Genomic DNA, 21,938 nt, shown 5'->3' with positions numbered 1-21,938 from the left:
TCACAATGAGAATGGTGGACCTAATTGCAAAAAAACGTGACGGACATGCATTAACGACAGAAGAAATTAACTTTATTGTTGAAGGATATACAAATGGTGATATTCCTGATTATCAAGTAAGTTCACTTGCAATGGCAATTTTCTTCCAAGATATGAACGATCAAGAGCGTGCTGATTTAACGATGGCAATGGTAAATAGCGGTGATACAATCGACTTATCAGCTATTGAAGGTGTAAAAGTAGATAAGCATTCGACAGGTGGTGTTGGTGATACAACGACACTTGTATTAGGTCCATTGGTAGCTGCTTTAGGTGTACCAGTAGCGAAAATGTCTGGACGCGGTTTAGGACATACTGGTGGTACAATTGATAAATTAGAAGCAGTTCCAGGATTCCATGTGGAAATTGAAAACGATGAATTCATGCGTCTTGTAAATGAAAACAAAATCGCTGTTATCGGCCAAAGTGGTAACTTAACACCTGCTGATAAAAAGTTATATGCACTTCGTGATGTAACAGCAACAGTAAACTCAATTCCGCTTATTGCAAGTTCGATTATGAGTAAAAAAATTGCTGCTGGTGCAGATGCAATTGTTCTTGATGTAAAAACTGGAGCAGGTGCATTTATGAAAACGGATGAAGATGCAAAACGTTTAGCAGAAGCAATGGTACGCATCGGTAATAACGTTGGTCGTAATACGATGGCAGTTATTTCTGATATGAGTCAACCACTCGGTGAAGCTATCGGTAACGCATTAGAAGTACAAGAAGCAATTGATACATTACAAGGTAAAGGGCCGAAAGATTTAGAAGAGCTATGTTTAACACTTGGAAGTCAAATGGTGTACCTTGCTGGACAAGCTTCATCTTTAGAAGATGCACGTGAAAAGCTAATTGAAGTAATGAACAACGGAAAAGCGCTAGAATCATTTAAAACGTTCTTATCAGCGCAAGGCGGCGACGCATCTGTTGTTGATGACCCTTCTAAATTGCCACAAGCACAATTTAAAATTGAAGTGGAAGCGAAAGAAGACGGATATGTATCAGAAATCGTTGCAGACGAAATCGGAACAGCAGCAATGCTTTTAGGAGCAGGACGTGCAACGAAAGAGTCTGAAATTGATTTAGCAGTTGGTCTAATGCTGCGCAAAAAAGTAGGCGATAGCGTGAAGCAAGGTGAATCCCTTGTTACAATTTACGCAAACCGCGAAAATGTTGAAGATGTAAAAGCGAAAATTTATGAGAACATGAAGATCTCTAAAGAACACGTAGATGCACCAACTTTAGTACACGGTATCGTAACGAAATAATAAAAAAAAGCTGAGGAGATTTCTCCTTGGCTTTTTTTACTATTTTTTGTTTATAATAATAATGGGTGAAATTATGATTAGAATTTGTGCAGTAACAAAAACAGATGAAGTATTATATGATGTTTCTCTAGAAGAAACAAAGAAAGACCATATTGTATGGTATTGGCTAGATTTATATAAGCCAACGAAAGAAGAGTATACATATATTCTGCAAGACCATTTTAAGTTCCATCCCCTTGCAATTGAAGACTGTCTAGAATATGTACAGAGGCCAAAAGTTGATTTTTATGATGGATATAACTTTTTAGTTCTTCACGCGTTTGGAGAAGATGGGCTAGAACCACATGAAATTGATTTGTTTGTTAGTGATCGCTATATTGTTTCTTTCCATTTTTCTCATAATAATGCAATTGAAAGAGTATGGAAAACACTTGGTGAGAAGAGGCGGATTAAGAAAGGACCTTTACATGTAGCACATACGATCACTGATCAAATTGTAGATGATTATTTCGCACCTGTATATTACATTGAAGATCATTTAAATGCGATTGATGATAATTTAACAGGTGAGACAGCAGGAGCCGTACTAGAAGAAGTATTTGATATTAGGGCAGATTTATCTAAGTTAAGACGTACAATTATTCCAATGCGTGATTTATTGTATCGTATTTTGAATTCCACTCGTTTTTACGGTATAAGTGATCATGAGATTTATTTTAAAGATATACATGATCATTTACTTAAACTTACGGAAATGATTGAGGCAAGTCGAGAGTTAACGGCGGATATTCGGGATAGTTATTTTTCATTAAACTCACATCATATGAATAACATTATGAAAACATTAACTGTATTCTCGACTATTTTCATGCCATTAACATTTATTGCGGGAGTATATGGAATGAACTTTACGCATATGCCAGAGCTTGGTGGACAATATAGTTATTTTATTTGTCTTCTTCTAATGGCATTAATTGGCGGCGGAATGATGGCCTGGTTTTATAAAAAAGGATGGTTTAAGTAAAAAAACACCGAGGATTTCCCCGGTGTTTTTTCTTAACCAATAGCATGTAATACAAACATAGCTAAGAATAAGCATGTAATGATATACATAGATGGTGCGACTTCTTTACGCTTTCCAAGAGCAACTTTTAAGATAGGGTAAGCAATAAATCCGAACGCAATGCCATCAGCGATACTATATGTGAGCGGGATCATGACGATAATTAAGAACGCTGGAAATCCTTCTGAAAAATCGTTCAGAGGAATTTGCTGAATGCTTGTAATCATCAGGCCGCCAATAATAATTAAGATTGGTGCAATGGCACTATCAGGAATTAGTTTGACAAACGGAAGTGCAAACAATGATGCAAAGAATAACAACCCCGTAACGATAGACGTCAGACCTGTCTTTCCGCCTGCAGTAATACCTGCGGCACTCTCTACTGTTGATACGGTAGGGCTTGTGCCAAATAGACCACATGTCATTGCTGAAATTGCATTGGCTTGGTAAGCACGTGGGAATTTACGGTCATCTTCTAATAAACCGTGCAGAAGTCCCATGTTCTCAAAAATAAGCACCATGCTTAAGGAGAATGTTGCAATCCAAAACGGTAAGGAAGAAAGTTTGCCAAATGACATAGCTCCAAACACATCGCCGTAATTAGCGAATGAGAATGAACTATTTCCGATTTGACTTGTATCAACAAGGCCAAATAGCCATGCAATACCAGTTCCTATTGCAATCGTCCATAAAAAGTTTCCACGTACGTTACGAATAAATAGTACAAGTGCAACGATAAGAGTAAGCACGGTCGCAAGAACGACAGGGTTACTTAATTTACCCATTGCAACAGCAGTATTTGGGTTCGAAACGACTAAACCACCTTTTTGCAATCCGATAAACGCTAAAAATAATCCGATGCCGACAGTAATTGCTTCTTTTAATGACTTTGGAATTGATACTGATAGCACGCGAGCGATTGGTGTAAAAGCGGCAATTGCAAAAATAATACCAGAGATAAAGACAGCAGCTAATGCTTCTTGCCAAGTTAGTCCAAGCGTATGCACAGCTGTGTACGTGAAGAATGCATTTACACCCATACCAGGGACAAGAATAGCAGGTGCATTTGCCCAAAATGCCATGAGTAGACATCCGACAAATGAACTGAAAACAGTTGCTAAAATTCCAGCTTCAAGAGGAATGCCAGCATCGGATAAAATTGACGCATTTACAATCATAATATATACGATCGTGAAAAATGACGTAACTCCAGCTAAAACTTCTTGTTTTGGTGATGTTTCGTGTAAACCTAATTTAAATGTTCTTTCAAGTATTCCTTTCATGTTAAACCTTCTTTTTCATATCCCTCTCCCACCCGTGATATCTCTTTCGTAAGAGCTCACCGTCCTTTATTATATCAGAACATCATGTTTTTACAACAAGGAAAATGATAACGTTTACTTATAAATGAAATTATTTATAAATACGTAAAAATTGCCCGTATTGTTGAAATAATTTCTAATTCTCCCGATTGAATAGGTGGAGCTGCTTGCGCATGTAAAGTAGCATAAGACGTAACCTCCCTTGGTAATTGGGCAGATTCTTCAACGAATGAGAGGGGAACAGGATTAATATTTAAATTATATGTACTCGCAATAGCACGAGCTTTTTCTACTGCCTGGTGCAGAGCTTGAATGAGAGCTTGCTCATAATATTTATTTGGATGAGATACTCGGAAACGTAACCCTTTTGCTACATTTGCGCCATTTGAAACGGCTATATCATATACTTCCCCAGCTTTTTGTACATTTAAAACGGTAATTTCATACAAATGCTCTACACGGTATCCTTGTAGCAATGCTTTATCATTTACATATTCGTATTGAGGAGTAATTGTATAAGAAATCGTCTCTATATCTTTATCGGCAATACCAAGCTGTTTAAGTGCATCCAGCAATTGTTTGGATTGCACTGCATTTTCTTCTTGAGCCTGTTTTACATTTTTGTCATCTGTTCGAATGCCGAGTGTTAATATAACAACATTCGGTTTTGCTTTTACAACACCTTCTCCTTGTACAGTAATAGTAGCTTCTTTACCAGTATTAGCAGTGCGTACGTTGTGTAAATAAGGATTCATTCCACCCTGCATTTTCCATCACCATCCTTTTTATATGTATATGTGTGAACAAAAAAGAAATTTATATGAAAAAAGTTACATAAATGAGAATGTTGAGGAAAGAAAGCATATACAACATAGGTATTTATAGATTATAATATGTGTAAATATGATAAAAAAGGGACGAGGCTATTGAACGAAAAAAGAGAAACGCTGATTTTAGATTTATCTGCATCATTTCGAAAAATGATACGTTTATTACAAAATGATATTAATACACGTTTTGCAGAACATATGCCATATAATGAATTTTCTGTATTACGTGCGTTATTTTTAAACAGTCCACAGATGGCTTCGCAAATTGCGAGTGAAGTAAACGTAACCTCCAGTCATATTACAGCTGTTACAGATCGTCTCGTACGAAAAGGATTAGTAGAAAGAAAACGTTCTAATTCAGATCGTCGAATCGTGTACTTAGAAATTACAGAGCACGGAAGAGAAGTAACTGAAAAACTTGAAGCTGTGCGTAAAGAATATTATAAAGAGAGATTTAAAGGTTGGAGCGACCAAGAAATAGAAATGGTCTTAGAACTATTTGGCCGCGTATTATAATAAATGAGGATAGGAAGCGAAAGCACTCCTATCCTTTTTCTTTTGAATAAAAATATTTTGAAACTCCGATACTTTAATTAAAAGATCGGAGGAAAGATTATGAAATATATTGCTGCACTTACCATTTTATTTGGTAGTTTTTTCTGTTTTCAAACATTCACGTACGCAGATACGCCTATCCAAGTGGTGCGAAAAGAAGTGAAGTACATCGAAAACGATAATACAGTCTTATATTCGAAATTATGGGTTCGTTCTATGCAAAACGCAGTATTATTCCACCATAGCGATAATATTCGTAATCGGGACACATTACGTAATGTAACAAGTTCATCGCTTGTTAAAGCGAAGCAACTATCTTTTCAGAAAGCAGCACTTTATATACCGAGACTATCGCAATACGTATCAAAAATAGGGAAAGAAAACATTCAAGTGTACTACATTGCGATTCACTATAATGTGAAAAAAGAAAATGCATATCAATTAGATGGCATGAACTATTTTCTACAAGTATTCGTAAAAGAGCGTGGGGAATGGAAAATTGCCGAAAGTGTAGTTGCACCGACAGAGCAAATTGTGCAAAATGGTGATGGATTTGGGATGAAAGAAGAGATGGTGTATGGGGATAGGAGAGAGAATGTGAAATAACCTCTTTATTTAGATAGGGATATATAATAAAAAGCATTGCTCTTGTGCAATGCCTTTTTATTTAGTTCATATAAGAGTTAAATAATTCATAACATCTTTCTTTTGTCATTGTATGACTTTTTTTGTCAGCTTCTATTAATGCCATTGTTACGTGTTTATAGTTTCACATCTATAATGCTTTTTGAAACATGTATTCATTACCTTAATGTATGTTTATTTCCCTCCAAAAGCAAACTTCAATTTTAATAGACGTGTAAAAATGAAGTAACTTATGATAGCGAATAGGAAAAATCCAACATAATAAGACAGAAGTGCATCTCGTCCGCCTAATATTCTACCGCCAAGCAGTCCGAAGCATAGAACAGTGCAAATCATGAACCATTTTTGCAAGTTAGGAAACAATAGTATTTTTCCGTTTTGTTCGTTTGGTGTACGTGTGTATAGAAAGGTTGCCATTGATAAAAAGATAATGATGTAAGCAAATGGTGTTAATAGTGTCCAAGGAGAAGGTACAGAAGTATGCTCCATTGGATTGTCCTGTGGTACACTAGAAAGTTTATTGCCATAGTCATCAAATGTTTCTATCGGGTGATAATCATAAGTAATAGAAAAAGATTCTAATGGTGAAATGATATCTATATGTTGTAAGTACTCATGAGTACGTTGCTCTATTTCTCCCATTGCATCTAAAGACCATTGTGTATGGGAATAAATGAATCCGGAAATTAACAATCCAAAACCGTATGGTAAAAATAATAGAATGATAGTTAAACTACTTTGAGAGAATATATGTCCAGTAATGGTTCCGATAAATAAGGTGAATGTATAAATAGCGATAAGTACAACGGTAGCATATAGAAAGTAACTATAGAACGGAGTAAAGATTTGATACTCATTGTGAAACGACATGTTCTTTATTCCGTACATGCTAATCCAGCAAACAATTTGCACTGTAATAATATTCAAAACACCAAGCCACCATTTTGTTAAAAAAATATCTTTTCGTTTAAAAGGCATCGAGAAGAGAAAATCAGTTGATTGATTGTTACGTTCCCACCCAATTAAAAGACAAGCAAGTGCAATAAGAGTAACTCCTTGAAAGAGGACGGCACCATCAGATGCGTGAAAATAGTAGGAGTAGTAATATGCATAGTCATCAAACTTCATTTTTGATTGTTTTAGCTGCATTTGCGCTTCTTGATAATATTTATAAGGTAGTTGATATAAACTAATTAACCAAAATAATAGAATTATATATTTTCCTTGCTTCCATTGCCTTATCCATAAAGCTTTATGAAACATGTGAATCCTCCTCAAACGTTGTGATAAAAATATCTTCGAGCGACATGGCTAATTCCTCAATGAGCAGTGGTTGTTCTTTATAAAACTTCTCGAGTGTTGTAGCCACATTTCCCTCAATTAAGATTGTATATACTTTTCCCGTTTGATTTAATATTTTAATATTGCTTAAGTTTTCTAGTTTTTGAGGTAATGAACGCTCGTAAGCTACTTGTATTTTTGCAAATCGTGATTTTGCATCGTCTAGTGATGTAATAGACGAGATAGTATGGCCTTTTAATATAATGATTGTATCTGCAATTTGTTCCACTTCATCTAAATGATGGGTAGATATGAAAATGGTAATCTCTTTTTCTGCAACTTCTCCAACGAGAAACTGTAAAATTTTCCTTTTTACGATAGGATCAAGTCCATTTGTCGGTTCATCTAAAATAATATATTCTGCTTTTGTAGAAACAGCTAAAATGATGGCGAGCAGTGCTTTCATGCCTTTTGAATAGCTACGAATTCGTTTGTTTGGTAAGTTAAAACGTTCTAATAGTTCATAGAAATGTGTTTCATCAAATGCGGTATAAACTTCTTTATAAAACTTTACGATTTCTTTTACTGTATAACCGTTCAGTATGTTAGTAGAATCCGGAACATATACGATTTTTTGTTTCGTTTCAGGATTTTTATGGATGTCGATATCCTCATATGTAACAGTTCCCTCGTCTGGGTCTAAAATGCCGACCATCGTTCGTAATAAAGTTGTTTTTCCCGCGCCGTTTCTTCCAAGTAATCCGATGATACTCCCTCTTTGCAATGTGAAAGAAACATCGTCTAAAATCGTTTGATTATCAATTGTTTTCTTCAGGCTTGTCACTTTCAGCATCTGTATTTCCTCCAATCTCTTTATAGTATGAATCTATCCAATCATGAATTTTATCTTTTGTAACACCAAGATAAGAGGCTTCTAATAGTAATTGATGAAATTGCTTTTCAACCATAGCGATTTTCCTTTCGTCTAATGTTGGGGTAATCGATTGAGATACAAATGTTCCTTTTCCTCGTAACGTTTCAATAATTCCTTGTCGCTCTAACTCTTGATACGCTTTACTCACTGTATTTGGATTTATAACGAGTAAAGAAGCGAGTTCGCGTACAGAAGGAAGTTTATCACTTGGAGCCAACATGTTTTTCAATACGAGTTCTTTTATATTTTGAACAATTTGTTCCCATATCGGAGTGTTGCTTCTTGGGTCAAGTTGAATATGCAAGAGCAATGTCTCCTTCCTCATATGTATTAAGTGTACTACTATGTGTAATACACTTAATACAATATAGGGGACGAATGTATTTGTCAACTGAAAATAATAGAAAAAATTGGTATTAAAAAAAGGAGAATTGGAAAAAATAGGTCTGATATAGAATGGAGGGTTAGTCATGAAGCGAGTTTTTGGAATACTTGTTTGTTTCATGTTATTGCTTTCTGGAACTTCAGTGAGTTTTGCGCAATCTGAAAAAACGAAGCAGGAGAAAACAGAAGAAACAACGCCGAAGTTAGCGGAACAAGCGTCGTCAGCAATCGTAATTGAGCAAGATACAGGTAAAGTTTTATTTGATAAAAACCCAAATGAAAAATTACCACCTGCTAGTATGACAAAGATTATGACAATGCTTTTAATTATGGAACAAGTTGAAAAAGGAAAACTAAAACTGACCGATAAAGTTAGAGCAAGCGAACATGCAGCTTCAATGGGTGGATCGCAAATCTTTTTAGAACCTGGGGAAGAGATGACTGTAAATGAGATGTTAAAGGGTATTGCAATTGCATCTGGAAATGACGCATCTGTTGCAGTAGCCGAGCACATCGCAGGTTCAGAAGAAGGATTTGTAAATATGATGAACAAAAAGGCGAAAGATTTAGGGCTGAAAAATACACATTTTCAAAATCCAACAGGTCTTCCGGCCAAAGACCATTATTCGACAGCAAATGATATGGCTATAATGGCGAGAGAATTGATGAAGTATCCACTTATTCGTAAATACACAGGTAAGTACGAAGATTATTTACGTGAAGATACGGATAAAAAGTTTTGGCTCGTTAATACGAATAAACTAGTACGTTTTTATCCTGGCGTAGATGGAGTAAAAACAGGTTTTACGACAGAAGCGAAATATTGTTTAACAGCATCGGCTGAAAAAAATGGTATGCGTGTCATTTCAGTTGTCATGGGAGCACCAACATCAAAAGAACGGAACAACCAAGTGACAAAGCTTCTTGACTATGCATTTGGACAATATATGACAAAGAAATTGTATACGCGCGGCGAAAAAATTAAGACAGTTCAAGTAGGAAAAGGGAAAAAAGAAAAAGTAGATTTAGTTGCGTCAGATAATGTGTCTCTTCTTATGAAGAAGGGCGAGAATATGGACAAGGTAAAACAAGAAGTAATTGCTGAAAAGAAAGTAAAAGCACCGATTAAAAAAGGTGACGCGCTTGGCACCCTTGTTATAAAAAAAGATAAAGATGTTTTATTAAAACAAACAATTATAGCAAAAGAAGATGTTGCTGCAGCGAGCTGGTGGGAGTTATTTAAAAGAAGTTTTGGGATGTTTTCAACATCAAAATAGCGGCAAATATTTTGCCGCTTTTCTATTCGTATGTAAGTGAATAATGCTGAAAGGTTTCACTTTATGACGAAATAGTTCTTCTTTTGTCAGCAGGAAGGATTCTTATTTTATATCACGAAAATCTTTATGTATGTGAATAAGTAAAGTTTGAGCATAAGGAGGAAATCGTGTGAGTCTTTCCATGCAATTAGAAGTAAAACGTGACGTCCTATGTGTGAGACTAGAGGGTGAATTAGATCATCATACGGCTGAAGAGTTGCGAACGAAAGTAACAGATATGATTGAGACACATGGTGTTCATCATATTGTTTTGAGCCTAGAGAACTTATCGTTTATGGATAGTTCTGGTCTAGGTGTTATATTAGGCCGATATAAACACGTAAAGGGATTAGGTGGAGAAATGGTTGTTTGTGCAATTTCACCGCCTGTTAAGCGTTTATTTGAAATGTCGGGCTTATTCAAAATCGTTCGCTTAGAAGAAAGTGAAGCGCACGCGCTCGCGACGTTGGGGGTGGCATAGATGAGAAATGAAATGAACCTTCAATTTTCAGCATTAAGTCAAAATGAATCATTCGCTCGCGTTACAGTGGCGGCTTTCATTGCACAACTAGATCCAACGATGGAAGAATTAACGGAGATTAAAACAGTTGTGTCAGAAGCGGTTACAAATGCAATTATTCATGGATACGAAGGAAATGCAGAAGGTATTGTTTATATTTCTGTAATTTTGGAAGAAGCAATGGTGAAACTCACGATTCGAGATGAAGGGATTGGAATCTTTAACTTAGATGAAGCGAGACAACCCCTTTTTACAACTAAACCTGAATTAGAGCGTTCCGGAATGGGATTTACTATCATGGAAAATTTTATGGATGAAGTAGAAGTTATTTCAAACGAATCTTTCGGGACAACAATCCATTTGACAAAATACTTATCAAATAGTAACGCTCTATGCAATTAAGGAGAATAGCCTATGGACATAGAGGTCAAAAATGAGAAGAAGAAACCTCAGTTAAAGGACCACGAGCTAAAAGCGTTAATTCAAAAAAGTCAAGATGGAGATCAACAAGCGAGAGATACAATCGTTCAAAGTAATATGCGCCTCGTTTGGTCGGTTGTACAGCGGTTTCTTAATCGAGGATACGAACCAGACGACCTATTTCAAATTGGATGTATTGGGCTCTTGAAATCGGTAGATAAATTTGATTTATCTTTCGACGTGAAATTTTCAACATATGCAGTTCCAATGATTATTGGTGAAATACAACGTTTCTTACGCGATGATGGATCAGTGAAAGTTAGTAGGTCTTTAAAAGAAACAGGAAACAAAATTCGAAAGATGAGAGATGAGCTTTCGAAAGAATTCGGAAGGGCTCCAACGATTAATGAAGTGGCAGAGGCACTAGAACTAACGCCAGAGGAAGTTGTTCTAGCACAAGAAGCGAGCCGGGCCCCTTCATCTATACATGAAACTGTATATGAAAACGATGGAGATCCAATCACTATTTTAGATCAAATTGCAGATCAATCTGAAACGAAATGGTTCGATAAAATTGCTTTAAAAGAAGCGATTAGAGAACTAGATGAACGAGAGCGCTTAATTGTATACTTGCGTTACTATAAAGATCAAACACAGTCAGAAGTAGCCGAGCGCATAGGCATTTCGCAAGTACAAGTTTCAAGACTTGAAAAGAAAATATTAAAACAGATGAAAGATCGAATAGACGAATAATTGTCTATTCGATTTTTTTGTGCCGTTAATAGGAGAGAAATGTTAATTTTCGCAAAAATTAACAGAATTTATTGATAATTTAGTCAATTTAAAATATAATCCAAGTATGAACTTGTCATAAAGGGGGAAGGAAATATGGAAACGAGGCAACAATGGGGAACGAGAGCTGGATTTATTTTCGCAGCGGTCGGATCTGCCGTTGGATTAGGAAACATATGGCGTTTTCCTTATACAGCGTATGAAAATGGAGGAGGAGCATTCTTTTTACCGTACTTATTTGCATTATTAACGACTGGTATTTCATTGTTAGCGTTTGAGTTTGCCCTTGGTCATCGTCATCGTGGTTCAGCACCACTTACATTTTTCCGTATTAGCCCGCGTGCCGAATTTATTGGATGGTGGCAAATGTGCGTAACATTTATCGTTTCAACATATTATGCAGTGATTATTGCTTGGTCTATATCCTATACATACTTTGCAATTACTGGAGCGTGGGGAAAAGACACGCAATCATTTTTATTTAAAGAGTACTTACATGTTGCAGATAAGCCAGGACAATTTGGAGGACTTGTACCGGAAGTATTAATTCCGTTAGCTCTCGTTTGGATTATTGTGCTTGGCGTTGCATTTAAAGGAGTTAAAAAAGGAATCGAAGTTGTTAACCGTATATTTATTCCTTTATTAGTTGTTATGTTCCTTATTATCGTCGTTCGTGCAGTGACGATGGAAGGTGCTATGCAAGGACTAGATGCATTCTTTAAACCAGATTGGAGTCGTATTTTTGATGGGAAAGTATGGCTTGCAGCTTATGGTCAAATATTCTTTAGTTTATCTTTAGCATTTGGAATTATGATTACGTATTCTAGTTATTTACCGAAAAACTCGGATACAACAAATAATGCCTTTATTACTGGATTTGCAAATTCAGGATTTGAATTATTAGCAGGTATTGGGGTCTTTGCAGCTCTTGGATTTATGGCAAATAATATGGGAGTACCGGTTGATAAAGTAGCAAGTGCTGGCGTTGGGCTTGCGTTCGTAGTATTTCCCCAAATTATTAATGAATTGCCGATGTCACCGTTGTTTGGTGTTTTATTTTTCTTATCGTTAACGGTTGCTGGAATTACATCACTTATTTCACTCGCGGAAGTATGCTTTGCCGCTGTATCTGAAAAATTCAGTTTAAGTCGGGAAAAAACTATTGGAATTATGGGAACCCTTCTCGTGTTAGTTTCTCTTGTTTTTGCAACACGTGGTGGACTTATGTTCTTAGATGTTGTCGACTATTTCGCTAATAATTTCGGATTAATTACAATTGCACTTGCGGAAGTAGTTACGATAGGGCTCATTTTACGCCGTTTACCAGTTTATCAAAATCATGCAAACTTTGTATCTGATATTAAATTAGGAACGTTTTGGAGAGTGAGTTTACTCGTTATTACTCCGCTTATGTTAGGGTATATGCTAATTGATGGTACAATCCAAAATATTAAAAAGAACTACGGAGATTATCCGACTGAGTTTGTTGTAACGTATGGTTGGTCGATAGCAGCAGCATTCCTCATAGTTGCAATAATCATTGGCCTGAAAAAATGGGATGCACAAATTCATTCGGATTCTGCCAAGCTTGAAAAAGAATGGAAAGATCGAGGTGTTTCATAATGAGTGGATCAGCGATTATGATGATGGTTATTGGAATAGTAGTTATTTGGGGAGGGCTTGCATTAAGTATTGCAAACTTATTTAAGAAAAAGGCATAAGTAAAAAACATCTGTACCAAAATGGTGCAGATGTTTTTTTATGAAAAAATTGTATTAGAAAAAAATTCAATAACCATACTACAACTACGAGGAAGAGTGAAGGGGTGAATGAAAGTTGGAACAAACGATTTATATTAAAATGCGCAATCGTTTAAAAGTTTCTCCTACTTATGAAGTAAAGCTGGGTGATGTTGCTCAACTTGCCGGAGATTCTTCCGTAGTTGAGTTGTTACAAAATGAGATAGTTTACAAAATAACAGCGCATGATAAGACGCATGTTGTAATTGATGTTATGAAAGTAATTGAGATTATTCAACAGAAAGCATCTCACGTACAAATTAATTTACTCGGTTCCGGACAAACTCTTGTTGAAATTATTTATGAAAAAAAGAAAGTGCACCCAGTTTTCTTTGGACTTGTATGGTTATTACTTTTTATTGGAGCAGCTCTTGCAATCATTTATTTCCATGAGGATGTAAGTATGCAACAAGTACATCAACGGTTATATTACATGATTACTGGAGAATTTAATGCACAGCCACTTTTATTTCAAATTCCTTATTCTGTAGGTCTTGGCTTAGGGATGGTTCTATTCTTTAATCATGTATTTCAAAAACGAATTAATGAAGAGCCGAGTCCGTTAGAAGTTGAGATGTTTCAATACCAACAGTCGCTTGATCAATATGTAATCGTTAATGAAAACAAGGATAATATGAAACAACTTGCCGATGATTGAGTCTGGATTTGTTATTTTAATTGGTTTATCTGGAGGGATAGCGGTAGGTAGCGGATATGTCGCATTTTTAGCTGTACTTGGTATAATCCCCCGTTTAGCTCAATTAACGAGAAGTGGAAAGCATATTCAATATTTTGAGTGGGCAGTCATTGCAGGTACTTTAACAGGGGCTTGGTGCAGTTTGAAAAACATTACATTTCAAACGTCGCAATATTGGCTCGTTATATTAGGGCTATTTTGTGGTACGTTCATTGGAATGCTCGCTGCAGCATTAACAGAGGTGTTAAATGTTCTACCTATTTTAGCGAAACGAGTAGGGGTAGAGGGGAAGATTATTGTTTTACTCGTTGCTCTTGTGCTTGGGAAAGTAATAGGATCGTTGTTTCACTGGATTTATTTCGTAAAGTAGGAGGCAGTATATAAATGACAAGTCAGAAATTGAAGGATGATTACATAAATAAAGTGAAGGAGTATCATCCAAAGCCAAACTATTTACTAAATTGTATCAAAGCATTTCTTGTAGGTGGACTCATTTGTACAGTTGGAGAAGTATTGATGAAATTTTATATACATTATTTTCACTTCAGTGAACAAGAGGCAGGAAACCCAACTGTTGCAACGCTTGTTTTATTATCCGCGATTTTAACGGGGTGTGGTGTATATGATAAAATCGGTCAATTTGCTGGAGCAGGATCAGCGGTACCGGTAACAGGATTTGCAAATTCTATGGCAAGCGCTGCTTTAGAACATAAGAGTGAAGGGATTGTTCTAGGGATTGCGACAAATATGTTTAAACTGGCAGGAAGTGTGATTGTATTTGGGGTTGTTGGTGCATATATCATTGGGTTAATAAGGTATACCTTTAAAATTTTTATGTCTTAAAGGAGGGGCTAGTATGAGGTTGACCGGAAAACAAACGTGGGTATTTCAAAACGACATATATGTGAATGCAACGGGTACTGCTGTCGGTCCGAAAGAAGCTGAGGGCCCTCTTGGAAAAGATTTTGATATTTCATATGATGACTTGCATTGTGGAGAGGAAAATTGGGAGCTCGCCGAACGAAGATTAATGTCAGACTCAATTCAACAAGCAGTGCAAAAAGGGAATATAAAAACATCGCAAATTGATTTCTTTTTAGCGGGAGATTTATTAAATCAAACAGTGACAGCAAATTATGTTGCGCGTCAGTGGGGCATTCCTTTTTTAGGAATGTTTAGCGCCTGTGCGACGTCTATGGAGACTTTAGCAGTTGGCTCAGCTTTTATAGACGGTGGATTTGCAAATCGTGTCTTAGCTACAGTAAGTAGTCATAATGCAACGGCTGAAAGACAATTTCGCTATCCAACAGAGTACGGTGGGCAAAAACCAGGGACAGCAAATTCAACTGTGACTGGTGCAGGATCTATATTAATTAGCAATGAAAAAAGTGCAATTAAAATTACGGCGGCTACAATCGGAAAAGTGCAAGATTTAGGAATCACAAATCCTTTGGATATGGGGGCAGCGATGGCTCCAGCAGCAGCTCATACAATTCAACAGCATTTTGAAGATTTAAGAAGAAGTGCCGATGACTATGATTTGATTGTTACGGGTGATTTATCAGCTGTTGGGACACCGATTGCAAAACAACTTTTACTTGAGGAAGGTTACGATCTTGGACATATATACAATGATTGTGGATTAATGATTTATGAATCAAGTCAAGAAGAAGTGTTTGCAGGTGGTAGTGGTTGCGCTTGTTCAGCAGTTGTCACATATGGCCATTTATTACACGAGATGCAAAAAGGGAATTTACAACGAATTTTTGTCGTTGCCACTGGCGCATTATTAAGCCCGATAATGATGCAACAGAAAGAAACGATTCCAACAATTGCACATGGTGTCGTATTTGAGAGAGTTAAAGGAGAGTGAATTGTGGATTTTATATATGCATTTCTTGTAGGTGGAGCTATTTGTGTAATTGGGCAACTATTGTTAGATTTCGCAAAGTTAACACCAGCTCATTTAATGGCAACTTTTGTAGTCATCGGAGCAATTTTAGATGGATTTGGATTGTACGATAAACTAATAAAGTTTGCAGGTGCTGGAGCAACAGTCCCTATTACAAGTTTTGGACATTCACTATTGCACGGAGCAATGCATGCAGCAGAAAAACATGGATATTTAGGAATTGGTATTGGCATGTTTAGTTTAACGTCTGCGGGCATTTCCGCAGCGATATTGTTTTCGTTTTTTATAGCACTTATATGTAAACCGAAAGGATAAATCAAATGAGACGAAGGGTTGTTTTGGTCACAGATGGAGATGAATATGCAAAGCGGACAATTGAGCTTTTAACAAAGGAATTTGGAGGAAGGTGTATTTCAGCATCACAAAGTAATCCAACCAAATTGACAGGGAAAAAAGTTGTTGAGCTTATTATGCAAACGCCATATGACCCTGTATTTGTCATGTTTGATGACAGTGGATTTATTGGAGAAGGATCTGGTGAAAAGGCTTTAAAATATGTAGCTACCCATAAACAAATTGATGTGCTCGGTATTTTAGCGGTAGCGTCTAATACGCATCATTGGGAATGGGCACGTGTAGATGTAAGTGTAGATCGGAACGGAAATTTAACCGAATACGGTGTTGATAAATTTGGACTTCCAGATGGTGAAATTGGCAGAATTAGCGGAGATACAATTTATTGTTTAGATGACTTGAATGTTCCTGTCATCGTTGGAGTCGGTGACATTGGTAAGATGTGCGGGAATGATGAATGTGAGAGGGGATCACCTATTACTAGAAAAGCGATTCAATTAATTTTGGAAAGGAGTGGTTTTTATGACGAAGCCTAAAAAAGTGGATATCCCTATATCAACTTTCATAAGTGATAATGAAAATTATTTAAAGCAGACAGTTGGACTAGGCGTTACATACGATGTTGGCATTCGTAAATTTCAAATTTTGAATAAAGAAATCGGTGTGTTATTTGTAAACGGACTTTGTGATACAAATTATATTATCCCTATTTTAGAAGAAGCGGTGGATACAAATGAGATAAGGGATGTAGAAGAAGATACAGTGAAGCTTTTAGAGAATCGCTTAATCCATCAACAAGTAAGCAAAGTGAAAACGATGGATGAGGTAATGCTCCAAGTATTATCAGGGCTCATTGTGATATTTGTGGAAGGTGAAACGGAAGCGTTCGCGATCGATGTTCGTAGTTATCCAGGGCGAACACCGACAGAACCAGATACCGAAAAGGTAGTACGCGGTGCGAGGGATGGATTTGTTGAAAATATCGTTGTAAATACAGCGTTAATTCGTAGGAGAATTCGAGATCCACGACTTCGAAATGAAATGGTTCGAGTAGGAGATAGATCACAAACGGATATTTGTATTACATACGTTCAAGATGTTGCAAATCCAGATTTAGTAAAGATTATAAAACAAGAATTAAATAACATCGATGTAGATGGAATTACGATGGCGGATAAAACAGTAGAAGAATTTGTTGTAAAGCAAAGCTATAACCCATTCCCGCTTATTCGATATACAGAAAGGCCAGATGTAGCAGCAAATCATCTACTAGAAGGACATGTGTTAGTACTTGTTGACACATCGCCAAGTGCTATGATTACACCGACAACATATTTTCACCATTTACAGCATGCAGAAGAGTTTAGACAAAATCCAGCTGTCGGTACATTTTTACGCTGGGTGCGCTTTTTAGGTGTTATATTCTCGTTATTTTTATTACCATTTTGGTTAGTGTTTGTATTTGATCCAACTCTTTTACCAGCAAATCTTGCTTTTATTGGACCGACTAAGATGACGCATTTACCAATCCTATTACAGGTGTTAATGGCAGAGGTCGGACTTGAGTTTTTAAGGATGGCTGCTATTCATACTCCAACCCCATTATCGTCTGCAGCAGGGTTGATTTCCGCCATATTAATTGGTCAAATTGCAATTGATGTAGGTTTGTTTGTGCCAGAAGTAATTTTGTATGTAGCGGTTTCGATGATTGGTGCATATGCAACACCGAGTTATGAATTAGGATTAGGGAATAAGGTTGGGAAATTGTTTGTTATTATTTTAACAGGTCTCTTCCATGAGATGGGATTTATAATTGGTATGACGATATTAATTTTATTTTTAACGTCTATAAAAAGTTTACAAACACCTTATTTATGGCCGTTTTTACCATTTGATTGGGGCGCGTTAACAAAAATTTTACTCCGTCCAACGATGTCTAGTTTAAAAGTACGACCAAGTATTGTAAGACCTCAAAATGTAAAAAGACAAAAATAAACGGGATTATACACCCGTTTATTTTTTTTAGCAAAAATTTATTATTTTTTAACAAAAATCAAACATTTTTTGTGTACACTTAGAGTAGATATTGTGTATGGAAGGGGAAGAGGACATGATTAAATTATTTGTAAGTGATTTAGATGACACGCTCGTTTACGATGTGAACCATATGCAAAAAGAAGATGAACGTGCGCTGTGTTGGTTAGCTGAGAAAGGGACAAATATTTGTTTTGCCTCTGGACGCTTTACACACAGAATTGATGAAGTTGTAAAAAGGTTTTCATTCCCATATTACACAACTGGCTTAAATGGAGCGACAATGTTACTTCCAGATGGGAATTTATTTCATGAATCGAGTTTTGAAAATACGGTTGCCCAGGAAATATATCGATATATACATAAAAAAGGACTAGCGGATATTGTTTGTGCAAATGAGCAACGATATACAAAAAGGAAAAATGAACATCACCATAATTTTGAAACGTATATGGGCGTGCATATCGCCGAAATTGAAGCGTTAGAAGAAGAGTTTGGTAAGACTGTACACCCTGCAAAATTGTTTGTTTTTGGAGAAGAAGAGAAAATTGTGACGTTAGATCAAGAGCTACGAGATACGTTTCAAGGCGAAGCGGAAGTTTTTATATCAGGTAAACGCTATGTTGATATTATGCCAAGAGGCGTGAGTAAGGGGAGTGCTCTAAAGCGACTAATGGACCATTTGCAAATTGAAGCAAATGAAGTTGCTTGTATTGGAGATTCTTTCAATGATATTTCTATGTTTGAAGTAACCCCGCATTCATTTACTCTTCATCATGCCCATCCATATGTAAAGGAGAAAGCAAATCATATAGTGCGTTCGGTTGAAGAGGCTGTTATGAAATTACCGTTACTTGTATAAAAAAGAAGCCCGTCACTGGCGGGCTTCTTTTTTACTTGAATAAAGATTTAACAAAATCAATGATACTTGAGAAGAAATCTTTCACTTTATCTAGAAAACTTTGTCCTTCTTCAGATCCTAAAAAGGCAGAAACGTGTTCTTTTGCTTTGTTTAATTGACTACCAACTTGATTCCAATCGATATTAAGATTCTTCATTTTATCAAATAACGCTACTAGGTTATCTAACTGTTCATCTGTTAATGTAATGCCGAGTTGATCAGCAATTTTTTTAATTAATGAACGTAAATCTTCTGTTGTTTTTGGCTGTTCTTTTGCAATTTCTTCTTTAATTTTTGCAACAAGTTGAACTGCTTTTTCTTCACCAATTTTATCACCAAGCTGGGCTGTTTGTACCATTTCTTCATTCGCTACTTTTTTAACTTCTTCCGGAATTGGTTTATTGGACGCAGTTTCATATGCTTTCATTAATCCAGTTAAAGCTGCAGTTCCTGAAACTTTAAAAGGTGCAGTAATTTGAATTTCTGCATCTTTTACACCTGCTGTAATCAAAGCGTTAGTGTACATTGCATCTGTTACCCAGTTAATGTTCTTTGATCGTACAATAAGACCAGATCCTGGTTTTGTGTATGTAATCATAGAAGAAGAAATTGCTCTCGTACCAATTTGTGCTTTTGGAACAATGCCTTCTAGAAATTTATGTTCTTCCGCATTAGATACAGTAATAATTGTAGCATCTTTCGGTGCTTTCATTTCTTTTAACAAATCTTGTTTTTGTTGTTCGGATAAGTTCTCTCCTAGTGTAACAATTGATTCTCCCTCGATGATGTCTGCAAATGAAGCTGTTGGCATCATAAATACCGTTACAGCTAATAGCAGAGCTAATAATTTCGTTTTCACGAAAAACCGCTCCCTTTCTCTTTCTAAAATTTTCGGGCAACAAAGTTATTATAGTATATATTTCTTATTTGTCACCTAGCTTTTTCCACATTTCAAAAAAGAAGTATCTAGATTGTCGGATTCTTTTTGTTTCTAGTCATGAATGTGGTAATATAGTGCTGAGATAGTTGAAAGGAGACATATACATATGAAAACTTTAGGATATATATTAATGGAAAACGGTGAAAAAATCGAATTGGAATTTTTCCCAGAAGAAGCGCCAAAAACAGTAGAAAACTTTAAAAAATTAGCAGAGCAAGGATTTTATGACGGTGTTACATTCCACCGTGTTATTCCTGGCTTCGTAAGCCAAGGTGGAGACCCAACAGGTACAGGTGCTGGTGGTCCAGGTTACTCTATTCCATGTGAAACTGATGGAAACCCTCATAAACACCTTGTAGGCTCACTTTCTATGGCTCACGCTGGCCGTAACACAGGCGGTAGCCAATTCTTTGTTGTTCATGAGCCACAGCCACATTTAGATGGCGTTCATACTGTATTTGGTAAAGCAACAAGCGGTATTGAAACAGTATTAAAAATGCGTCAAGGCGATGTAATGAAAGAAGTTAAAGTTTGGGAAGAATAAGGTAAGGAAAAAGAGAGCTTTTGCTCTCTTTTTTATTTTTAATGAGATTGAGTACTTCTTCTATAGCTCATCATACAAGTAGTATTGTTGCTAAAATATATTGCTTGTGAGAACAAACCTTTAACAAATTACATAGAATACATTACATTATATGTTTCAACAAATATTTTTTGTTATATTAATTTTGCTAGAATTGTGCTGCTTTAGGGTAACTATGAATGAAGTGATGTTGAATGATATGTTTCTTTTCATTCTATATAAAATTTTCTTTTTTTCACTCTATTTATTAAAGGAATAGTGCTGAAACATAGATTTGACTTTCTTCTTTTCGCTTTGTATGATTATCAAGTTGTTTTAGACTCTTCTCACTCTGTTGAAAATATTGTAAAATGAATGTGATATGAAAAGAGTGATTGAGGGGATTACTAGTTTGTAACTTTTGTGAGAAGGGATAAGGGTTATGTTAATTCGTTTTAAAAAAAGTTATGAAAAAATTGCAATGGGGCTTCTTTCGTTTATGCCAACTGAAAAAGATGTGAAAACATTACAATTGACAATGAAAGAATATGAAGCAAAAGATGATTGGCAATTGTATTTGTGGAAAGAAAATGAAGATTTTGTTGGAATAATGGGGATTGTAAAAAAAGAGAATCAAGTATTAGAAATTCAGCATTTAAGTGTAAATCCGTCTCACCGTCATGTGGGGATTGGAACGAAGATGGTTCAAGAGTTAAAGAGTAAATTTCTTGAGTTTACAATTTGCGGAAATGAGCAAACAGCAAGTTTTTGCGAAAAATGTAAAGGGCTAGAACAAAATATACATTCGTGAAAGCAGGGATAAGTAGTTTATTATCTCTGCTTTCTTTTTTGTAATTGTTCGTTTCGTTCAGTAATGACCTCTGTGCGATCACGCAAAGTGTGCTTGTGTATAATATATTCACTTGGAATAGCATGCAAGTTTTTCCAAGAGAGGTTTTGTTTTTTGCATAACTCTATGCACTGCTTCTCTAACAATGGATCTGATAAGGGTAAAAATAAAGGTACAAAACGTTCTTTTTTATGGATAGATTGCAATCTTTCATTGAGCAAGGAAAGAAGTTGTACTTGATTAATTCCTAAACGTTGTAAAGACACACCGCTTTTTTCTAAAATTGTGATTGCGCTTTTCATCATTTTTGTGGAACCATTCCAGTTAGCACGTCTTTGGTGGTATAAAGAAACGGCAATTTGAATGAGACCAACTAAGTAATGATCACGATTTCCTCTTGGTTTTGTCTTCCAGTACTCTTCTAGTATTTCGTGGCATTCAAAATAGTCGTAATCTCCTTGGAAATGAATTAAAAATTGTATGTATTCGGTAGGATACATGTTTTCTCGCCCCTATC

The 21,938-nt window shown here is 36.1% G+C and carries 27 protein-coding genes; 20 read left to right on the top strand and 7 right to left on the bottom strand.

The genetic code is table 11. From position 1 onward, the window contains the following. The first annotated feature begins 5 nt into the window (after positions 1 to 5). Both ACS2FK_RS02040 and corA read left to right on the top strand, forming a co-directional pair. Entirely contained in the window at positions 6 to 1,310 is a 1,305-nt protein-coding gene (locus tag ACS2FK_RS02040) for a pyrimidine-nucleoside phosphorylase (protein ID WP_001243080.1), read from the top strand. A 61-nt stretch (positions 1,311 to 1,371) separates the two neighbouring features. After that, positions 1,372 to 2,334 carry a magnesium/cobalt transporter CorA gene (gene corA, locus ACS2FK_RS02035; RefSeq protein WP_002026281.1) on the top strand — a complete coding sequence of 321 codons (963 nt, stop codon included), beginning with the start codon at positions 1,372 to 1,374 and terminating at the stop codon, positions 2,332 to 2,334. 32 nt (positions 2,335 to 2,366) lie between these two features. On the opposite strand, the gene ACS2FK_RS02030 is transcribed toward corA, so the two are convergent. Continuing rightward, positions 2,367 to 3,656: an NCS2 family permease gene (locus ACS2FK_RS02030; RefSeq protein ID WP_000676248.1), complete on the bottom strand. Its 1,290-nt coding sequence runs from the start codon at positions 3,654 to 3,656 to the stop codon at positions 2,367 to 2,369. Positions 3,657 to 3,790: 134 nt separating this feature from the next. After that, the gene (locus ACS2FK_RS02025; RefSeq protein ID WP_001161449.1) at positions 3,791 to 4,462 is read right to left on the bottom strand and encodes an SIMPL domain-containing protein; all 672 of its coding nucleotides are present in this window, start codon (positions 4,460 to 4,462) and stop codon (positions 3,791 to 3,793) included. Positions 4,463 to 4,621: 159 nt separating this feature from the next. Between ACS2FK_RS02025 and ACS2FK_RS02020 the strand changes: the two genes are divergently transcribed. Then, positions 4,622 to 5,041 (top strand): MarR family winged helix-turn-helix transcriptional regulator, encoded by a 420-nt coding sequence (locus ACS2FK_RS02020; protein ID WP_001003307.1) that lies wholly within the window; start codon positions 4,622 to 4,624, stop codon positions 5,039 to 5,041. Between the two features lie 99 nt (positions 5,042 to 5,140). Then, complete coding sequence (locus ACS2FK_RS02015; protein ID WP_000873787.1) at positions 5,141 to 5,686, top strand: hypothetical protein; 546 nt, start codon at positions 5,141 to 5,143, stop codon at positions 5,684 to 5,686. A 213-nt stretch (positions 5,687 to 5,899) separates the two neighbouring features. Here the strand turns inward: ACS2FK_RS02015 and ACS2FK_RS02010 are convergent, their stop codons facing one another. Genes ACS2FK_RS02010 through ACS2FK_RS02000 form a run of 3 tightly spaced genes read right to left on the bottom strand, consistent with a single transcriptional unit; the run spans position 5,900 to position 8,244 of the window. Beyond that, the gene (locus ACS2FK_RS02010) at positions 5,900 to 6,988 is read right to left on the bottom strand and encodes an ABC transporter permease subunit (protein WP_048655586.1); all 1,089 of its coding nucleotides are present in this window, start codon (positions 6,986 to 6,988) and stop codon (positions 5,900 to 5,902) included. After that, positions 6,978 to 7,859, bottom strand: coding sequence for an ABC transporter ATP-binding protein (locus ACS2FK_RS02005; RefSeq protein WP_063548572.1), 882 nt, complete (start codon positions 7,857 to 7,859; stop codon positions 6,978 to 6,980). Before ACS2FK_RS02005 ends, ACS2FK_RS02010 begins: the two co-directional genes overlap by 11 nt. Continuing rightward, the gene (locus tag ACS2FK_RS02000; protein ID WP_017673592.1) at positions 7,825 to 8,244 is read right to left on the bottom strand and encodes a GntR family transcriptional regulator; all 420 of its coding nucleotides are present in this window, start codon (positions 8,242 to 8,244) and stop codon (positions 7,825 to 7,827) included. Before ACS2FK_RS02000 ends, ACS2FK_RS02005 begins: the two co-directional genes overlap by 35 nt. A 166-nt stretch (positions 8,245 to 8,410) precedes the next feature. Between ACS2FK_RS02000 and dacF the strand changes: the two genes are divergently transcribed. The 14 genes from dacF to ACS2FK_RS01930 all read left to right on the top strand — a co-directional run bounded on the left by dacF (position 8,411) and on the right by ACS2FK_RS01930 (position 19,030). Next, positions 8,411 to 9,601: a serine-type D-Ala-D-Ala carboxypeptidase DacF gene (gene dacF, locus ACS2FK_RS01995; protein ID WP_000831997.1), complete on the top strand. Its 1,191-nt coding sequence runs from the start codon at positions 8,411 to 8,413 to the stop codon at positions 9,599 to 9,601. Between the two features lie 169 nt (positions 9,602 to 9,770). Continuing rightward, on the top strand, positions 9,771 to 10,121 hold the full coding sequence (gene spoIIAA / locus ACS2FK_RS01990; RefSeq protein WP_000059135.1) for an anti-sigma F factor antagonist: 351 nt from the start codon (positions 9,771 to 9,773) through the stop codon (positions 10,119 to 10,121). Then, on the top strand, positions 10,122 to 10,562 hold the full coding sequence (gene spoIIAB / locus ACS2FK_RS01985; protein ID WP_001243398.1) for an anti-sigma F factor: 441 nt from the start codon (positions 10,122 to 10,124) through the stop codon (positions 10,560 to 10,562). A gap of 12 nt (positions 10,563 to 10,574) precedes the next feature. Further along, entirely contained in the window at positions 10,575 to 11,333 is a 759-nt protein-coding gene (sigF, locus tag ACS2FK_RS01980; RefSeq protein WP_000350729.1) for an RNA polymerase sporulation sigma factor SigF, read from the top strand. Positions 11,334 to 11,468: 135 nt separating this feature from the next. Beyond that, positions 11,469 to 12,995: a sodium-dependent transporter gene (locus tag ACS2FK_RS01975; protein ID WP_000450088.1), complete on the top strand. Its 1,527-nt coding sequence runs from the start codon at positions 11,469 to 11,471 to the stop codon at positions 12,993 to 12,995. Further along, positions 12,995 to 13,093: a methionine/alanine import family NSS transporter small subunit gene (locus ACS2FK_RS01970; RefSeq protein WP_000016826.1), complete on the top strand. Its 99-nt coding sequence runs from the start codon at positions 12,995 to 12,997 to the stop codon at positions 13,091 to 13,093. Before ACS2FK_RS01975 ends, ACS2FK_RS01970 begins: the two co-directional genes overlap by 1 nt. 115 nt (positions 13,094 to 13,208) lie before the next feature. After that, positions 13,209 to 13,829 (top strand): stage V sporulation protein AA, encoded by a 621-nt coding sequence (locus ACS2FK_RS01965; RefSeq protein ID WP_063548570.1) that lies wholly within the window; start codon positions 13,209 to 13,211, stop codon positions 13,827 to 13,829. Next, positions 13,822 to 14,238, top strand: a complete 417-nt coding sequence (spoVAB, locus tag ACS2FK_RS01960; RefSeq protein WP_063548568.1) for a stage V sporulation protein SpoVAB — start codon at positions 13,822 to 13,824, stop codon at positions 14,236 to 14,238. The genes ACS2FK_RS01965 and spoVAB overlap by 8 nt, the downstream gene beginning before the upstream one ends. 14 nt (positions 14,239 to 14,252) lie before the next feature. Next, entirely contained in the window at positions 14,253 to 14,711 is a 459-nt protein-coding gene (spoVAC, locus tag ACS2FK_RS01955; protein ID WP_000203808.1) for a stage V sporulation protein AC, read from the top strand. Positions 14,712 to 14,724: 13 nt separating this feature from the next. Further along, a complete protein-coding gene (spoVAD, locus tag ACS2FK_RS01950; RefSeq protein WP_001241140.1) occupies positions 14,725 to 15,741 on the top strand; it encodes a stage V sporulation protein AD in 1,017 nt (338 codons plus the stop codon). A 3-nt stretch (positions 15,742 to 15,744) separates the two neighbouring features. Continuing rightward, positions 15,745 to 16,095 (top strand): stage V sporulation protein AE, encoded by a 351-nt coding sequence (gene spoVAE, locus ACS2FK_RS01945; RefSeq protein ID WP_000345907.1) that lies wholly within the window; start codon positions 15,745 to 15,747, stop codon positions 16,093 to 16,095. Positions 16,096 to 16,100: 5 nt separating this feature from the next. Continuing rightward, on the top strand, positions 16,101 to 16,670 hold the full coding sequence (locus ACS2FK_RS01940) for a stage V sporulation protein AE (protein ID WP_063548566.1): 570 nt from the start codon (positions 16,101 to 16,103) through the stop codon (positions 16,668 to 16,670). Next, positions 16,657 to 18,129 (top strand): spore germination protein SpoVAF, encoded by a 1,473-nt coding sequence (gene spoVAF / locus ACS2FK_RS01935; protein WP_063548564.1) that lies wholly within the window; start codon positions 16,657 to 16,659, stop codon positions 18,127 to 18,129. Before ACS2FK_RS01940 ends, spoVAF begins: the two co-directional genes overlap by 14 nt. A 97-nt stretch (positions 18,130 to 18,226) precedes the next feature. After that, positions 18,227 to 19,030: a Cof-type HAD-IIB family hydrolase gene (locus tag ACS2FK_RS01930; RefSeq protein WP_063548562.1), complete on the top strand. Its 804-nt coding sequence runs from the start codon at positions 18,227 to 18,229 to the stop codon at positions 19,028 to 19,030. 31 nt (positions 19,031 to 19,061) lie between these two features. Here the strand turns inward: ACS2FK_RS01930 and ACS2FK_RS01925 are convergent, their stop codons facing one another. Continuing rightward, positions 19,062 to 19,928 carry a DUF1002 domain-containing protein gene (locus tag ACS2FK_RS01925; protein WP_000850513.1) on the bottom strand — a complete coding sequence of 289 codons (867 nt, stop codon included), beginning with the start codon at positions 19,926 to 19,928 and terminating at the stop codon, positions 19,062 to 19,064. A 187-nt stretch (positions 19,929 to 20,115) separates the two neighbouring features. Here ACS2FK_RS01925 and ACS2FK_RS01920 point away from each other — a divergent pair, with 187 nt between their 5' ends. Both ACS2FK_RS01920 and ribT read left to right on the top strand, forming a co-directional pair. Further along, the gene (locus ACS2FK_RS01920) at positions 20,116 to 20,553 is read left to right on the top strand and encodes a peptidylprolyl isomerase (RefSeq protein ID WP_000853788.1); all 438 of its coding nucleotides are present in this window, start codon (positions 20,116 to 20,118) and stop codon (positions 20,551 to 20,553) included. A 460-nt stretch (positions 20,554 to 21,013) separates the two neighbouring features. Next, positions 21,014 to 21,382 (top strand): GNAT family N-acetyltransferase RibT, encoded by a 369-nt coding sequence (ribT, locus tag ACS2FK_RS01915; RefSeq protein WP_000908401.1) that lies wholly within the window; start codon positions 21,014 to 21,016, stop codon positions 21,380 to 21,382. Positions 21,383 to 21,402: 20 nt separating this feature from the next. On the opposite strand, the gene ACS2FK_RS01910 is transcribed toward ribT, so the two are convergent. Continuing rightward, positions 21,403 to 21,921, bottom strand: a complete 519-nt coding sequence (locus ACS2FK_RS01910; RefSeq protein WP_063548560.1) for a DUF309 domain-containing protein — start codon at positions 21,919 to 21,921, stop codon at positions 21,403 to 21,405. Between the last annotated feature and the right edge of the window lie 17 nt (positions 21,922 to 21,938).

Source organism: Bacillus cereus group sp. BceL220, from assembly GCF_051776965.1.
GTDB classification, from domain to species: Bacteria; Bacillota; Bacilli; order Bacillales; family Bacillaceae_G; genus Bacillus_A; species Bacillus_A cereus.
The sequence above is the reverse complement of the archived record's forward strand: the minus strand, read 5'-3'. Positions and strand labels throughout refer to the sequence as shown.

What these genes read in the sequence shown, in the direction of transcription:
- ACS2FK_RS02040 (WP_001243080.1), top strand. Translation starts at nt 6, where the DNA reads ATGAGAATGGTGGACCTAATTGCAAAAAAACGTGACGGACATGCATTA.
- corA (WP_002026281.1), top strand. Translation starts at nt 1,372, where the DNA reads ATGGGTGAAATTATGATTAGAATTTGTGCAGTAACAAAAACAGATGAA.
- ACS2FK_RS02030 (WP_000676248.1), bottom strand. Translation starts at nt 3,656, where the DNA reads ATGAAAGGAATACTTGAAAGAACATTTAAATTAGGTTTACACGAAACA.
- ACS2FK_RS02025 (WP_001161449.1), bottom strand. Translation starts at nt 4,462, where the DNA reads ATGCAGGGTGGAATGAATCCTTATTTACACAACGTACGCACTGCTAAT.
- ACS2FK_RS02015 (WP_000873787.1), top strand. Translation starts at nt 5,141, where the DNA reads ATGAAATATATTGCTGCACTTACCATTTTATTTGGTAGTTTTTTCTGT.
- ACS2FK_RS02010 (WP_048655586.1), bottom strand. Translation starts at nt 6,988, where the DNA reads ATGTTTCATAAAGCTTTATGGATAAGGCAATGGAAGCAAGGAAAATAT.
- ACS2FK_RS02005 (WP_063548572.1), bottom strand. Translation starts at nt 7,859, where the DNA reads ATGCTGAAAGTGACAAGCCTGAAGAAAACAATTGATAATCAAACGATT.
- dacF (WP_000831997.1), top strand. Translation starts at nt 8,411, where the DNA reads ATGAAGCGAGTTTTTGGAATACTTGTTTGTTTCATGTTATTGCTTTCT.
- spoIIAB (WP_001243398.1), top strand. Translation starts at nt 10,122, where the DNA reads ATGAGAAATGAAATGAACCTTCAATTTTCAGCATTAAGTCAAAATGAA.
- sigF (WP_000350729.1), top strand. Translation starts at nt 10,575, where the DNA reads ATGGACATAGAGGTCAAAAATGAGAAGAAGAAACCTCAGTTAAAGGAC.
- ACS2FK_RS01975 (WP_000450088.1), top strand. Translation starts at nt 11,469, where the DNA reads ATGGAAACGAGGCAACAATGGGGAACGAGAGCTGGATTTATTTTCGCA.
- ACS2FK_RS01970 (WP_000016826.1), top strand. Translation starts at nt 12,995, where the DNA reads ATGAGTGGATCAGCGATTATGATGATGGTTATTGGAATAGTAGTTATT.
- spoVAB (WP_063548568.1), top strand. Translation starts at nt 13,822, where the DNA reads ATGATTGAGTCTGGATTTGTTATTTTAATTGGTTTATCTGGAGGGATA.
- spoVAC (WP_000203808.1), top strand. Translation starts at nt 14,253, where the DNA reads ATGACAAGTCAGAAATTGAAGGATGATTACATAAATAAAGTGAAGGAG.
- spoVAD (WP_001241140.1), top strand. Translation starts at nt 14,725, where the DNA reads ATGAGGTTGACCGGAAAACAAACGTGGGTATTTCAAAACGACATATAT.
- ACS2FK_RS01940 (WP_063548566.1), top strand. Translation starts at nt 16,101, where the DNA reads ATGAGACGAAGGGTTGTTTTGGTCACAGATGGAGATGAATATGCAAAG.
- spoVAF (WP_063548564.1), top strand. Translation starts at nt 16,657, where the DNA reads ATGACGAAGCCTAAAAAAGTGGATATCCCTATATCAACTTTCATAAGT.
- ACS2FK_RS01930 (WP_063548562.1), top strand. Translation starts at nt 18,227, where the DNA reads ATGGAAGGGGAAGAGGACATGATTAAATTATTTGTAAGTGATTTAGAT.
- ACS2FK_RS01920 (WP_000853788.1), top strand. Translation starts at nt 20,116, where the DNA reads ATGAAAACTTTAGGATATATATTAATGGAAAACGGTGAAAAAATCGAA.
- ribT (WP_000908401.1), top strand. Translation starts at nt 21,014, where the DNA reads ATGTTAATTCGTTTTAAAAAAAGTTATGAAAAAATTGCAATGGGGCTT.
- ACS2FK_RS01910 (WP_063548560.1), bottom strand. Translation starts at nt 21,921, where the DNA reads ATGTATCCTACCGAATACATACAATTTTTAATTCATTTCCAAGGAGAT.